At 33.7% G+C, this 14,350-nt stretch carries 13 protein-coding genes; 7 read left to right on the top strand and 6 right to left on the bottom strand.

What is annotated here, in order from left to right; all coding sequences use genetic code 11:
- The first annotated feature begins 85 nt into the window (after positions 1-85).
- The 3 genes from pdxA to KMW28_RS11080 are packed head-to-tail and all read left to right on the top strand — an operon-like array spanning position 86 to position 2,359.
- Positions 86-1,444, top strand: coding sequence for a 4-hydroxythreonine-4-phosphate dehydrogenase PdxA (gene pdxA / locus KMW28_RS11090; RefSeq protein WP_169663360.1), 1,359 nt, complete (start codon positions 86-88; stop codon positions 1,442-1,444).
- 4 nt (positions 1,445-1,448) lie between these two features.
- Entirely contained in the window at positions 1,449-1,889 is a 441-nt protein-coding gene (locus KMW28_RS11085) for a DUF3299 domain-containing protein (RefSeq protein WP_215585723.1), read from the top strand.
- 8 nt (positions 1,890-1,897) lie between these two features.
- A complete protein-coding gene (locus tag KMW28_RS11080; protein ID WP_169663362.1) occupies positions 1,898-2,359 on the top strand; it encodes a Fur family transcriptional regulator in 462 nt (153 codons plus the stop codon).
- Positions 2,360-2,429: 70 nt separating this feature from the next.
- On the opposite strand, the gene KMW28_RS11075 is transcribed toward KMW28_RS11080, so the two are convergent.
- The 5 genes from KMW28_RS11075 to KMW28_RS11055 form a co-directional block, all read right to left on the bottom strand.
- Entirely contained in the window at positions 2,430-2,933 is a 504-nt protein-coding gene (locus KMW28_RS11075) for a hypothetical protein (RefSeq protein WP_169663363.1), read from the bottom strand.
- A 195-nt stretch (positions 2,934-3,128) separates the two neighbouring features.
- Positions 3,129-3,836, bottom strand: a complete 708-nt coding sequence (gene deoD / locus KMW28_RS11070; protein WP_169663364.1) for a purine-nucleoside phosphorylase — start codon at positions 3,834-3,836, stop codon at positions 3,129-3,131.
- Between the two features lies 1 nt (position 3,837).
- Positions 3,838-4,983 (bottom strand): phosphopentomutase, encoded by a 1,146-nt coding sequence (locus tag KMW28_RS11065; RefSeq protein ID WP_169663365.1) that lies wholly within the window; start codon positions 4,981-4,983, stop codon positions 3,838-3,840.
- A 5-nt stretch (positions 4,984-4,988) separates the two neighbouring features.
- Positions 4,989-5,654, bottom strand: a complete 666-nt coding sequence (deoC, locus tag KMW28_RS11060) for a deoxyribose-phosphate aldolase (protein ID WP_169663366.1) — start codon at positions 5,652-5,654, stop codon at positions 4,989-4,991.
- A 131-nt stretch (positions 5,655-5,785) separates the two neighbouring features.
- Positions 5,786-7,090 (bottom strand): thymidine phosphorylase, encoded by a 1,305-nt coding sequence (locus KMW28_RS11055; RefSeq protein WP_169663367.1) that lies wholly within the window; start codon positions 7,088-7,090, stop codon positions 5,786-5,788.
- A 58-nt stretch (positions 7,091-7,148) separates the two neighbouring features.
- On the opposite strand from KMW28_RS11055, the gene KMW28_RS11050 reads away from it, so the two are divergent.
- The 4 genes from KMW28_RS11050 to KMW28_RS11035 all read left to right on the top strand — a co-directional run bounded on the left by KMW28_RS11050 (position 7,149) and on the right by KMW28_RS11035 (position 12,584).
- Entirely contained in the window at positions 7,149-9,143 is a 1,995-nt protein-coding gene (locus KMW28_RS11050; protein WP_205958146.1) for a peptidylprolyl isomerase, read from the top strand.
- A 139-nt stretch (positions 9,144-9,282) separates the two neighbouring features.
- Positions 9,283-10,680, top strand: a complete 1,398-nt coding sequence (locus KMW28_RS11045; RefSeq protein ID WP_169663368.1) for an SPOR domain-containing protein — start codon at positions 9,283-9,285, stop codon at positions 10,678-10,680.
- A 33-nt stretch (positions 10,681-10,713) separates the two neighbouring features.
- Entirely contained in the window at positions 10,714-11,775 is a 1,062-nt protein-coding gene (locus KMW28_RS11040; RefSeq protein ID WP_169663369.1) for an o-succinylbenzoate synthase, read from the top strand.
- Positions 11,776-11,843: 68 nt separating this feature from the next.
- Positions 11,844-12,584: a hypothetical protein gene (locus tag KMW28_RS11035; protein ID WP_169663370.1), complete on the top strand. Its 741-nt coding sequence runs from the start codon at positions 11,844-11,846 to the stop codon at positions 12,582-12,584.
- Positions 12,585-12,805: 221 nt separating this feature from the next.
- Here KMW28_RS11035 and KMW28_RS11030 read toward each other — a convergent pair whose 3' ends face one another.
- Complete coding sequence (locus KMW28_RS11030) at positions 12,806-14,314, bottom strand: peptide MFS transporter (protein ID WP_169663371.1); 1,509 nt, start codon at positions 14,312-14,314, stop codon at positions 12,806-12,808.
- Positions 14,315-14,350 lie beyond the last annotated feature (36 nt).

The raw sequence follows: 14,350 nt of genomic DNA, 5'->3' as shown, positions 1-14,350 counted from the left end.
TTAACATAGAAAAGATAGCATAAATGATTACTTTTGGTTAATTGAATTTAAATGTAGATGTACAGAATCTACTTTTTACAGAAATATGAGAGATAATAAAAATCAAAAAAATAGACGATCTAATAAACCTCGTATTGGTATTACAATAGGAGATTACAATGGTATTGGACCAGAAGTAATCGTTAAAGTGTTGCAAGACAAGAGGATAACAAATATATGTACTCCAATTGTATATGGCTCAGGCAAGATCTTGACTAAGTACAAAAGGATATTAAACTTAGAAGAGTTTACTTATCATCAATATAACAACAACAGTTACATTCATGATCAGAAGATTAATGTAGTGAACTGTTGGAGTGAAGTTCAAGAATTAGAACCTGGCAAAGTAACTCAAGAAGCAGGACAATGTGCCTTTTTATCTATCGATAAAGCTTCTGAAGATCTTAGATCTGAAGTGATTGATGCGGTAGTAACTTCTCCAATTAACAAAGCAAATATTCAAAGTGAAAATTTTCAGTATGCTGGACATACGGAATATTACAATGAAAATTTTGCTAAGGATAGAGAAACATTGATGACACTTTGTGCTGGCGATTTAAGAGTAGGTGTTGTTACGGGTCATATTCCAATCAAAGCAGTCTCTGATACTATTACTAAAGAATTAGTGACAGCGAAGTTGAATGTAATGATTGATTCTTTGAAAAAAGACTTCGGAATCACAAAACCTAAAGTAGCTGTAATGGGACTTAATCCACATGCAGGCGAAGAAGGGTTATTGGGAGATGAAGAGATTAATGTGATTGGACCTGTTGTGAAGGAGTTCAAAAAAAGAGGAAACTTAGTATTTGGACCTTTCCCAGCTGATGGCTTCTTTGGTACATTATCTTTCAAAAACTATGATGGTATCCTTTGTATGTATCACGATCAAGGGTTAATTCCTTTTAAATTACATGCATTCGAAAGTGGTGTAAATTATACTGCAGGTTTGGATATTGTAAGAACATCACCTGATCATGGTACAGCATATAATATTGCAGGTAAAGGTATTGCAGACGAGACATCTTTCCGTGAGGCGTTAATGCAAGCAGTAGATATTGTTAAAGTGAGGAATAATGTTGTTGAAAACATGATTCGTCCTAATGCAAAACAATTACTTCAAGATCGGAAAGATCATATCAAGAATCAAAAAATGGTTGTTGATAGTGCTGTAGGTGAAGAAGAGTACGACTTAAGTGAATTAGAAGCGGGTGAAAGAAAAGAGGCTCAGGTGACAAAACAACAAAAAATGTTGGAAAATAAAGCCAAGGGCCAAGGTAATCCGAAATTCAATAAAGGAGGAAACCGAAATCCTAATAACAAGAAAGAACATTGGAAAAGTCGTAAAGATAATTTTAATAAGAAACCGGATAACAATAACGCTAATAAAGCAGAAGACAATTCGTAATAAAATGAAGAGTAAGTTTTTTATTGTTTTATTGAGCTGCCTGTGTATGTCTTTCTCATTTGCTCAAGAGGATGATGAGATTTGGCAGAAACTTCTTAAAGTTGATTGGGAATATAAATATTCTGAAGAGTTTGAAATGGACATACCGTTTCCATTATTTACTAATGAAGTGAAAGCTTTAGATAATTCTGAAATAGTTATTAAAGGTTTTGTGCTTCCTGTAGAAACAGAAGACAACTCCATAATGTTATCTGTATACCCTTTCTCTAGTTGTTTTTTCTGTGGTGGTGCAGGACCTGAGTCTGTAGTGGCTATTTTCCTTAAGAATCATAGAGAAATAAAAGAAGAAGAAGTCACCTTTAAAGGTACACTTCATTTAAATGACGAAGAAACAGGATTGATTTACGAGCTGAAAGATGCTGTTGAATTCAATTCAAATTATTAAATAGTAACATGGAAGATATTAAAGAAATATTTATCAAATATTTGGAGGAGAAAAAGTTAAGAAAAACTCCAGAACGTTTTGCTATCATGGAAGAGATCTATAGCAGAGGCGGACATTTTGATGTTGAATCGCTTTATATCAACATGAAAAATAAAAATTACCGTGTGAGTAGAGCGACAGTATATAATACTTTAGATTTACTTTTAGAATGTGATTTAATTACTAAACATCAGTTTGGTAAAAACTTAGCATTGTATGAAAAAGCACACGGTTTTAAACAACACGATCATTTGATCTGTAAGGAATGTAATAAAATCTTTGAGTTCTGTGATCCTAGAATCCAGAAGATCCAACAAATGGTGGAAGAGGTTTATAATTTCGAAATCGAAAAGCATTCTCTTAACTTCTACGGAGTTTGTAAAAACGAAGATTGTGAAGGGAAAAAGAATAAAGAAGAACAAACAGTTTAATTGTTCTGAAACATAAAAAAGAGGGTGAATTAAATTACTTTTTAATTCACCCTCTTTTATTTTATATCCATTATGCCTCAGTTGAATTAGGCTTTTTAAGTACTATAAAGTAAACACCTAACCAAAGAATAGCCATTATCCAAAGGATCATTGGAGAATATTCTACTCTAAAAGCCAAAGGATCGTGTCCTTGTGATTGATAAATTACACCAACAGCAGTTAGTAAAATTAGGGTTAGAATAGTCGCCATTCCTTTAGTCCAACCTTTTATTATTTCAACAAATTTTTCACGAGTTTCTTTTGTTGAATACCAATAATCTTTATTTGGAGCGAAAACCATAATTTTTGGAAAATACAGAATTCCATTTCCAATGGTGATAAAAAAGATGTTGACTAATAATAAACTTCCCATAGAAGCGTAAAAGAAATCGCTTCTTGTCATTAACACCGCCTGACTATTGGCTGTTTGTTGAATGACGGTTACACCATCCTCAGGTAAATAGATATAAGCCAAAAGGTTTAGACCTAGATACACTAGTAATGATAAGCCCCATAAGTATTTGATATATTTCATGGATTAAGAAGTTTGAATGAAGTTAAAAATCCGTGCAAAAATAGGAGAGTAGTAGATATAAAAAAAATATGGAGTTATAAATTAACTAAAAAGTATTTAGCTTTATTTATAACTCCATTATCCTTAGTACTTAATAGAAAAATCTATTTAAATACATGTAATATCAATAGTACATCAAATGATGTGGGAATTGAATTAGTCTGCAATTGCAGTTTCTAAAGCAATCTCCATCATATCTGTAAATGTATTCTGACGGTCTTCAGAACTTAATTCTTCACCTGTTACCAAACTATCTGATACAGTTAGAATAGTCATCGCTCTAGCGTTAAATTGAGCTGCGATAGTATATAAAGCAGTTGTTTCCATTTCAACCGCTAGTACACCGTATTTAGCCCATTTCTTCCACTCATCAGCATCATCACCGTAGAATGCATCAGAAGAAAGGATATTACCGTTGTATGGTTTAATACCTTTCGCATTTGCTACTTCGTTGGCTTTTCTCAACATTTCGAAATCAGCAGCTGGAGAGTAATCCTTACCACCGAAACGGTTTTGGTTAAAAGAAGAGTCAGTTGAAGCTGACATAGCAATAACTAAATCTCTTGGTTTGATATGTGGTTGCATTGAACCACAGCTACCTACACGAATTAATTTACGTACGTTGAACTCAGTAATTAGTTCGTGGGCGTAGATACCAATTGATGGAATACCCATACCAGAACCTTGTACAGAGATTCTATGACCTTTGTATGTTCCAGTAAAACCTAACATACCTCTTACGTTATTGTATTGAACAACGTCTTCAAGGTAGTTGTCAGCAATATATTTAGCTCTTAATGGATCTCCAGGCATTAATACGACTTCTGCCACATCACCTGGCTTTGCACCAATATGTATACTCATCTTATAAAATCATGGATGCGAAGCTTCCTGTAGTAGGGGCTTCATTTAATAATAATTCTTCAATTGTAGTTCCGATGTCGGCAAAAGTGTTTCTAAAACCAATGTTGACGGGTTTTACCTTTTTACCATAGACTAAAATCGGAATATGTTCTCTAGTATGATCAGTACCTTTAAAGATTGGATCATTACCATGATCGGCAGTGATGATTAAAACATCATCCTCTTTCATGGCATCCATAATCTCAGGTAATCTTTGATCAAAATACTCTAAAGCATCTCTATAACCAATTAGATCTCTTCTATGTCCAAATAACATATCAAAATCTACTAGGTTAGTAAAGATAAGACCATTGTTGTCTTTCTTTAAGTATTCGATAGTCTGATCGATACCATCTTCATTGCTTTTTGTATAAACATGATCAGTAAATCCTTTACCAGCGTAGATATCAAATATCTTACCTACACCAATACTATCTTTACCGGCAGCTTTAATACGTGTTAGCATATTTTCTGATGGCTCTAAAGAATAATCGTGTCTATTTGATGTTCTTGTATAGTTACCGTTTTTACCCACAAATGGGCGAGCAATCACACGACCAACATTCAATTGTTCTCTTGCGATTTCACAGTATTTATACAATTCTTCAAAAGAAACAACTTCTTCGTGAGCAGCAATCTGGAAAACAGAGTCTGCAGAAGTATATACAATCAAATCACCAGAGGCAACGTGTTGGTCGCCAAGTTCTTCGATTATAGCTGTTCCTGAAGCTACTTTATTACCAATTGTCTTTCTACCTGTTGCTTTTTCAAAAGCAGAAATAATATCTTCAGGGAAGCCATTAGGGTAAGTAGGGAATGGCTCAGAAAGAATCTGACCAGCAATTTCCCAGTGTCCTGTAGTGGTATCTTTTCCTTTAGAAACTTCTTTGGCCATACCATAGGCAGCAGAAGTCGTACCTAGAGAAGGTAAACCATGTAAAGGAGCAATGTTACCTAAACCCATTCTATGCATGTTAGGAATGTCTAACCCTGCACTATCGGCAATGTGACCTAAAGTATTTGCACCGCGATCTCCATATTCGTCTGCGTCGGCACTAAAGCCAATACCCACACTATCGAGAACGACTAAAACAACTCTTTTACTCATATATATTAGTAGCTACCTTCGTCGGCTGTACCGCCTTGAATAATTTTAATTCCGCTAGATGTACCCAAACGAGTAACACCCATGTCGATATATTTTTGAGCAGTTTCATAATCACGAACACCGCCAGAAGCTTTTAATTGTGCTTTACCAGCAACAGCGTCTTTCATGATTTGAATATCTTCGTAAGCAGCTCCTCCAGTACCGAAACCAGTAGAAGTCTTTACGAAATCTGCATTAGCATTCACAGAAAGTTTTGAGGCTCTTTCTTTTTCCTCGTCAGTTAAGTAACAAGTTTCGATAATCACTTTCAAAACTCTAGAACCGATTGCTTCTTTGATTAAGCGGATTTCATTTTCCACATAATCGTTTTCGCCATCTTTCAATTTACCCACATTGATAACCATGTCGATTTCATCAGCACCATTTTCAACTGCTGTTTTAGCTTCGAATACTTTAGAAGCAGTATCCATCATACCTAATGGGAAACCAACTACGGCACATACGGCAACATCAGAACCGTTAGTATGTTCTTTTGCTAATGGCACATAAGATGTATTGACACAAACTGAGAAAAAGTTATGTTCTTTCGCTTCTTCACAAAGAGTAATAATCTGAGATGCAGTCGCGTTCGCTGCAAGAATAGTGTGATCAACGTATTTAGCTATACTCATATCTAATTTATATGCTTATTATGATTTGTATTTCTATTTGTAACGCACAAAGTTACTATTTGAATAGGTGAAGCTCATTTCTTTTGCAATTATTAATAATAATCATCACAAAAGTTCTTTGTATCCTATAATTATTGAATGTCTAGAATCACTTTCGGCTGTTCCACCTTATCGTTTGATATCTGATAAGCAGAATTCAATAATTCGACTGCCTGTTTGAATTTGTCATTCTCCTTGTTGTAGTGAAGTACGGCTAAAGTATCTCCTTTAGAGACAATATCACCTACTTTCTTTTCTAGAACAATACCAACAGCATAATCGATAACATCTTCTTTTGTTTCTCTACCTGCACCTAAAAGCATACCTGCTGTACCTACAGACTCTGCCTTTAATTGGGAAATGCAACCATCTGCATCCGCTTTTAATTCATATTTGAATTGAGCAGTTAAGAATTTCTCAGGTTGCTCGATATAAGAGGCGTCACCATGACAATCAGCAACGAAGTCTCTAAGGGCAGTAACCGCTTCACCAGAGTGTAATTTAGCAACAGCCTTTTCAATACCTTCTTCAACCGTTTTAACAACTCCTTTTTGAACAAGAGCGATACCTGTGATTGTTGTAATCAATTCTTCAAAGTCTTTAGGACCATTACCTTTTAAAGATTCAACCGCTTCGTAGACTTCAAGTCCATTACCAATAGCATTACCTAAAGGTTGTTCCATACCACTAAGTACGATATGCACTTTACGCTCGAACATTGTTCCGATATCTCTCATGATGTTCGCAAGCTTTTGAGCATTCTCCAATGTTTTCATAAAAGCACCGTCGCCTACTTTAACATCAAGGATAATTCCATCAGAACGAACGGCAAGCTTTTTACTCATAATACTCGAGGCAATCAAAGGATAACTATCTACAGTACCCGTCACGTCTCTCAAGGCATAAAGCTTTTTGTCTAGAGGAACAATATCATCTGTCTGTCCCATGATACCAATGCCTGAATGCTCAATGCTATTGACCATCTCTGCTTCAGACTCTGGGAATTTAAAACCAGGGATAGCTTCGAATTTATCTAAAGTACCTCCTGTATGACCAAGACCTTTACCGGACATTTTTGCCGTACCAATACCAAAAGTGGATAAGAGGGGAGCAAGAGCAATACTAGTTTTATCGCCAACACCTCCAGTACTATGCTTATCGATAAGAAATCTAGTGACCCCCTCAAGGTGAATCAAGTCGCCAGAGTTTCTCATAGTCTCTGTCAAAACTTTTAATTCATTATCAGAAAGTCCATTTAAAAAGACAGCCATTAAAAAGGCCGACATTTGATAATCGGTTACATCACCTTTTAGGTAACCGTCTAAAAATTCTTTTAATTCTTCAGAAGTTAATTCTAAATCCTCTCTTTTTTTAATGATTATATCGACTGCACGCATAAAATTTGTGTATGAGGTTTTTAATTGGTTATTTTATCGATAAACATATTTAGCACAAATGAGCAACTATAAATTCTTATCGATTTTTTATTTATTTTTTTTAGGTCTCTTCATAATCTCTTGTTCAGAAGAAGAACAAGGAACTAGTGGAGGTGAAAAATATTCCAATAAATTTCAGGACCACAAAATTAGAGAAATTTATTCTCTTAGAGATGAACGTAATACAAAAGAATTATTAAAGATTCTAAAGGACACCGTTTATCAAGAAGAAGTCTTAATTGCTCTTGGTTCTGTACAAGACACTTTAGCAATTTCTGATATTAAAGGAGTTCTTTTAGAATCTAATCACCTTAATGTAAAGATAGCAGCTGCATTTGCTTTAGGGCAAATGGGGGACCGTTCTTTATCTCCATTTATTATTGATTTTATAGTAAAACATCAAAAAGAAACAGAATTATTAGAACATATGTTCGAAAGTTTGGGGAAATGTGCAAACGATGGTGCTATTTACCTATTGACACATTTCGTATTAAGCGATGAAAATGTGATGTTTGGTATTGTAAAGGGTTTGCATAGAGCAAAAGATTGGCAGGGTTATCAATCGTATGATGCTTCTGAACAAATCATGCGCATTTTTACAAAATCAAAGAGTGTAGAAACAAAAGAATGGTGTAGTGCTTATTTTGCTAGAATCAATAGTAAGCATATGTTAGAAACGTTTAATTCGAATATTTTTGATAATGCCAGACATCATGAAAACGAGTTAATCAGAGCCAATTTTACAAAAGCGATTCAAAATTTTTCTAAAGGAGCAGGTAGTGCTACTGCATTAAAGAAAATCTTAACTGATGAAAAATCACCAACTGTGCTTCAAAATGCTTTAATGGCAACAGAGAAGGTAAGGTATTCAGGTGTGATTAATAAATCAATTGAATATTTAAGTTATAATGATCCTATTGTTGCAGAAATTGCTGCTCAGTCGATTTATAACAAGTTAGGTTGGTCAGAAGCAAAAGAAGTTTTTGATATTCTTGAGGTGGTTAACTTTAATAATGCAAAAGCGGAAGCTATGAAAGCCATTCTTCGTAAAAGGAATAAGGATAAAAAGATGTATGAATTTGCTTTGAAACATTTTGAAAATGCACCATCATCTTATGAGAAGACGATTTGGTTAGAAGCAATTACAGAATCAAAATATGGTAAAGACTTAGCATTTGATACTTGGAAAACAACTGATGTAAATATTCTAAAAACGAAATCTATTGAATTGGTTTTAAATGATTATTCCTCAAAATTCCGTCCATCGAAAAAAGAAGGTGAAGAATTAAAAAGAATTCTCGAAGAATGTATCGCAACTAAAGACGTATCACAGATTTACAATGCTTGTCAGTTTATTCAAAATAAGAAACATGATCATTTTAAGTCTCATTTTCCATCTATTGCTAAATTAAATGAGGTCAAAGATCTTTTGGAGTTGCCACTTCAAGTCGAAGCTTATATTGAATTAGAAAAGACGATAGCCTTTTTAGAAGGGAAAGAGTTTAAAGCAAAAACTTCATATCCAAATAAAGGTATTCAATGGAAATATATAAAGGATATTGAACAGAATCAGATTGCACGAATCAAAACAGAAAAAGGTGATATAGATATACAATTGAAAGTAGAAGAGGCACCTGCAACTGTTGCTATGTTTGTAAGTTTAATTGATAGTGGTTTTTATAATCACCTTCACTTCCATAGAATGGTGCCTAATTTTGTTACACAAGGTGGAGATCCAAGAGGAGATGGTTTTGGTGGTTTAGATTATAACATTCCGAGTGAGTTTTCAATGCTAAATTATAAGAGAGGTTCATTAGGAATTGCCTCGGCAGGGAAAGACACAGAATCTTGTCAGTTTTTCTTTTCTCTAGTTCCAACACATCACTTAGATGGCCGATATACAATTTTCTCTGAAGTGGTAGATGGTTTTGATGTAATGCAAAAATTAGAATATGGAGATGAGATTATAGATATATCTATTATAAGAGAAGAAATATTGACCTCAATTGAATAAAATGCATCATTTAATTGATGAATTATAAACATAGATTATAATTTATTGGATTTGGATTATTCTAATTCATAATTTCACAAATATACTTTAACTTGAGGGTAACGAATTAATGTTACCCTTTAGAATGAACTGCAACAAAATGAAACTAATTCATCCTTACTTGTATATTATCTTTTCTGCGATTGTTTTTTGTTCTTGTTCTCCAGAACAGTTCAATGATGAAAAGCCATTCTCTGTTAAAATTGCCTCTTTTAGAGAGTACGACGAAATGGAAAATGGTATAGATTATCTCGAAAATAAGGGACTTTCACCTTATGCAATTACACAATCTAATGATGTAGACGGGAAATGGTATCATATTATTATTGGTGCTGAGAAGAGTTTGGAAGATGTCTTAGCATTAAAGATGAAACTAGAGGATAATTTTGGATTGAATGCCTTAGAAGTTCAAAACTATAATAAGCTACACGAGGAATTAATTCCTTTATCAGAAAATGAAGTTGATAATTATCCTGCAAGTTGGACATCTTTAGATCTATTGTTGCAATTACCTCATAACCCGAATTTTCAGATAAGATCTCTGAAATCATTATCCTATTTTGATGATATAAATGTAAGATCGAATAGTATTAGCCGTAATATAGAATTTGATTATCCTAGAGGAATCATTCAAAGAAATTTCAAAAATAATGTAGATGAAATTGTTGAAGGAAAGTATGTTGAACCATTTTCTAAAACAGAATTGACTATTCATCTGGTAAAGTTGAAAGAAAAAAACGATTACAAAGAAGGTCTTTCAAAAGCTTTTTCAGAGAGGATTTTAAAATCGAAAAGATATAAAATTCAAAAATCAGAAGAAATTGTGATTGATAATGATTGGCAGATGAACGGTTATCAAGTAACAATTAATCCCAAGGAGTTACGCTCTTATTTAGTATTGGAGTCAGCATCAGGTCTACTATTGGCATTAATTCAGTCCAATAAAAATGATGTCCATCTTCTAAAATCATTTGCAAAAAATATTGGAGATAGACATGCTGTTGATGAATACAATAGTGTGAAAAGATTGCTTGGATCATTTCCTGATGCTTTAAATCCAACAGAGCGAATGATTGCTTTTGATTTTACAACAAAAGACAGCAGAAGAGGGAAAACGGCTTTGCTAGAAGTAGGACAGACCCAATTAAGTTGTTATTTCGAAAATTCTGAAAGAGGTACTTTAGTGTATCAGTTAGAAAATTTTAATGATGAAAATACCATCGATAAAATATTTAGAAATCGCTATAGCAGGTATTTAGATGATCCAAATGTAGAAAAGGTACTATTAGGAAATAGAGATGCCTTTTTCTATAAAACAAGGAGGAGAAATCCTGAGACAAGGAAATTAGATTGGATGTTAGAATCGGTTATCTTCCAAAATAGTGATAACATTGGGAAGATATCCAATTTCAAAAAAGGAACCTTCGAACAAGAAGAAATGCTCGAGAAATTAGCTTCTTTCCGTCTTGGAGACGATTATCAAATGAATACTCTTTAACCTAATCCTTTTTATTAATCAAATTTTGTGGCAATGCTTAAATTTCAATACTTCAAAAAAGAGTTGCTTTTCAATTTTCCGGCTAAAACATCTCGTGGGTCAATTTCTAAAAAGGACTGTTTTATTGTCTCTGTTTTTGATGCAGAAAATCCAGAAGTAATCGGTTATGGTGAATGTAATACTTTAAAAGGATTAAGTATTGATCATTTTGAAGATTATGAACTTCGTCTTAAAGCATTGATTGAAACTTTAAATGAGCATAAAGTTACTTTAGAAGATTTACCTGAGTTTATTGATAAAGACTTATACCCTAGTTTTTATTTCGCCATAGAAACAGCATTACTTGATTTGAGTAACGGTGGGTTTAAAAAGATCTATGATAATGCTTTTTATAAAGGAGAAAGCATACCAATTAATGGATTGGTATGGATGGGAGATAAGTCTTTTATGAAGGAACAAATTGATCAAAAATTAAATAAAGGTTTCGATTGTATCAAAATGAAAATCGGAGCGTTAGATTTTGATCAGGAATTATCACTTTTGAAATACATCCGTTCTCAATATTCATCAAATGATATTACGTTAAGAGTAGATGCTAATGGTGCTTTTCCTGTTGAAGAAGCCTTAGAGAAGTTGAATCGGTTATCAGAATTTGAGATTCATTCTATTGAACAGCCTATATGGCCTAAGCAGTTAGAAGAGATGTCATCATTATGTGATGCTACACCAATACCCATTGCCCTTGATGAAGAACTGATCGGTGTGGAAGAACATCTACAAGAAGAGTTATTGGATATTGTGAAACCTCAATACATTATTTTAAAACCGGCATTAATTGGAGGATTAGAGGCGTCGAGCAAATGGATAAAAATTGCTGAGGAGAGAAATATTCCTTGGTGGATGACTTCTGCTTTAGAATCAAATATTGGGTTAAATGCCATTGCTCAATTTACAGCTAACTATAAAATAGATAAACCACATGGCTTGGGAACAGGTCAATTATATCATAATAATTTTGCTTCACCATTGGAAGTGAACAACGGAGAGATTTTCTACAATAAAGCATTAGAATGGGACATAAATAATGATCTATAGTAATGTTATAAGTTATTGAATATCAATAGAGGTTGAAATTGTATTTTAATTAAACAACCTATTTTGATATGAGATCTTCTATTTTCGCCTTCATTCTGATTAACACTTTCTTTGTTTCTAATTTATCAATTGCCCAACAAGTTTATACCGTCTCTGAATTAAAAGATTATTATCACAAAGAGAAGAATCATCTACCCACTCCTACAAATGGATGGCATGAAGTATGGGTAATTATGCCTGATGATAAAGATTTCTTCAACAAACATCAAAAGGAAATTTTAGATGCCAGAGTATTTGTTGAAGATAATAGAATCACGAAAGTATACTATGACAATGAAAAATACGTAGAGAATGTATTCGCTACATCAAAAGTAAAGAAGGGTCATGCGACTTTTGAAAAAGTATACCTAGACGTTAACTACAATCTAACAGAAATATTTTCTGCACATATTCATGAAGTGATATTTAAAGATCATAGGGCAGAAGTACAATCACCTTTAGCCAAGGGGGCCTATGTTGGAAACGCTATTTTCTATTCAAATGAGGAAAAACTAGATAAGTTTGGCTTTTATGTATTTGTAAGAGACATTGAAACTGATCAATTCGATCTAATCGGTTACCTCAAAGAAAGTGATGATGAAGTGAGTTGTGAGAATTTAAAAAACTTACATATTCCCTTAAGACATGGACAATATGAAATATTTTCAGTTCAAAATAAAATACAATTCGATAGGAGGATGCCACTGAAAAAACTGGATTTACAAGTTTACGAAAATGAATGTCATCCAGTAGAGTTAGTAGTTAGATAGCTCTATGTATTTTACAATAGAATCATCTAAGTCTTATTATACAACCAAATTTTCACAACAATTTAGTGTTGTAAAAATCAACCTATCACCAACCCACGATTTCAATCGTTGGACCACAATACTAAGCATGAGTATCAAAAGTAAGTAGGACTTAAAACAAAAAAAGAGGTTTCTCCAACATAAATTGAAGAAACCTCTTTTCATATATATAAAAGGAATTCTTAGTGAATACCCTTCATCATTTTTGTCAAAATAGGAGATACTAAGAACGCAACCGCAGCAGCTACAAAAGCATACACTGTGATAAAGTAGAAAGTATCGAATTGATAATGTTCTGAAATCGCTGTCATTTGAGCTGCTAAGAAGTTACCCAAAGCGATAGATCCCATCCAGAATCCCATCATTACAGAAACAATTTTTGGAGGCGATAACTTTGTAATCATCGACAATCCGATAGGTGACATACATAACTCACCAACAGTGTGGAATAAATATACCATTACTAACCACATTGGAGAAATTAAAGCATTAGAAGCATTGTAAGTATCGTTTGCAATAGCCATGATACCGAAGCCAATACCTAAGAATACTAATGAGAATGCAAACTTGAATGGAGTTCTTGGGTTTGCCTTAACTGCTGTCAATTTAGTCCATATAATTGTAAATAATGGTGCTAAAAGAATAATGAATACGGCGTTGATTGATTGGAACCATGAAGCTGGAATATCAAAACCAAATACATTACGATCTGTATATTCGTTTGCAAAAGTATTGAAAGAAGTACCTGCTTGCTCAAAGCCTGACCAGAATACAATATTGAAAATGGCTAAGGCGAAAATTACACCTACGCGATTCCATTCCGTTGAACCAGTTGTATTTTGGAAAATTGTTACAAATAAGTAACCTAATCCTAAAACACCTATTACTAGAACTATATCAGTTAATAAATCACTATCAATATTAATAACTAAGTGTACAAGAATATACGATAAAATAGCTAATCCAGCCACATAAGCAAGGATGCTATTCCAATCCTTTCTCACTAATTTATTCTTCTCAGTACCTTGATCTTTTGGAGACATACCTACAGCAAGACCTGTTTCACCACTTACTACAGATGTTTCTCTCATGAAGAACCAAATAGTAGAGATGACCATACCAATACCTGCTGCCATAAATCCATATTGCCATCCTACATTTTCAGCTAATGAACCACCAATAAAGTTGGTTACAAAAGCACCAAGGTTAATACCCATGTAGAAAATTGTGAAACCTGAATCTTTGTTAGGGTCGTTTGCAGAGTACAAACCACCAACCATTGTAGAAATGTTCGGTTTAAAGAAACCGTTACCAATAATAAGTAGACCTAATCCTAAGTAAAGCGACATATGACGAGTCAAGAATAAATCGTGCGCGTCATAAATAGATAATGCCATAGTGAATTGACCAATAGCCATCAATAAGGCACCAATGTAAATTGATTTTCTTTGCCCAAGGATTTTATCAGCAAGGATACCACCAATAATAGGAGTTACATAAACTAATGCTGTAAAAATACCATAGATACTATACGCTTCTGTTTTTTCTAGGCCAAAGCCTCCGTTTGCTAGTGTTGCTGTTAGGTATAATACGAAGAAACCACGCATTCCGTAGTAACTAAATCTTTCCCAGAACTCTGTGGCAAACAAGGTATACAAACCTTTAGGATGCCCCGTTGTCGTCTTACTCACGTGTAAATTAATTTTGGTTAGTAATAAATTTAATTC

The organism is Flammeovirga yaeyamensis (assembly GCF_018736045.1).
Classification (GTDB): Bacteria; Bacteroidota; Bacteroidia; order Cytophagales; family Flammeovirgaceae; genus Flammeovirga; species Flammeovirga yaeyamensis.
The sequence above is the reverse complement of the archived record's forward strand: the minus strand, read 5'-3'. Positions and strand labels throughout refer to the sequence as shown.

Excerpts from the sequence above, each read along its gene's own strand:
- KMW28_RS11040 (WP_169663369.1), top strand. The coding sequence starts at position 10,714 with ATGCTTAAATTTCAATACTTCAAAAAAGAGTTGCTTTTCAATTTTCCG.
- KMW28_RS11080 (WP_169663362.1), top strand. The coding sequence starts at position 1,898 with ATGGAAGATATTAAAGAAATATTTATCAAATATTTGGAGGAGAAAAAG.
- KMW28_RS11055 (WP_169663367.1), bottom strand. The coding sequence starts at position 7,090 with ATGCGTGCAGTCGATATAATCATTAAAAAAAGAGAGGATTTAGAATTA.
- KMW28_RS11065 (WP_169663365.1), bottom strand. The coding sequence starts at position 4,983 with ATGAGTAAAAGAGTTGTTTTAGTCGTTCTCGATAGTGTGGGTATTGGC.
- pdxA (WP_169663360.1), top strand. The coding sequence starts at position 86 with ATGAGAGATAATAAAAATCAAAAAAATAGACGATCTAATAAACCTCGT.
- KMW28_RS11050 (WP_205958146.1), top strand. The coding sequence starts at position 7,149 with ATGAGCAACTATAAATTCTTATCGATTTTTTATTTATTTTTTTTAGGT.
- deoC (WP_169663366.1), bottom strand. The coding sequence starts at position 5,654 with ATGAGTATAGCTAAATACGTTGATCACACTATTCTTGCAGCGAACGCG.
- KMW28_RS11035 (WP_169663370.1), top strand. The coding sequence starts at position 11,844 with ATGAGATCTTCTATTTTCGCCTTCATTCTGATTAACACTTTCTTTGTT.
- deoD (WP_169663364.1), bottom strand. The coding sequence starts at position 3,836 with ATGAGTATACATATTGGTGCAAAGCCAGGTGATGTGGCAGAAGTCGTA.
- KMW28_RS11075 (WP_169663363.1), bottom strand. The coding sequence starts at position 2,933 with ATGAAATATATCAAATACTTATGGGGCTTATCATTACTAGTGTATCTA.
- KMW28_RS11085 (WP_215585723.1), top strand. The coding sequence starts at position 1,449 with ATGAAGAGTAAGTTTTTTATTGTTTTATTGAGCTGCCTGTGTATGTCT.
- KMW28_RS11045 (WP_169663368.1), top strand. The coding sequence starts at position 9,283 with ATGAAACTAATTCATCCTTACTTGTATATTATCTTTTCTGCGATTGTT.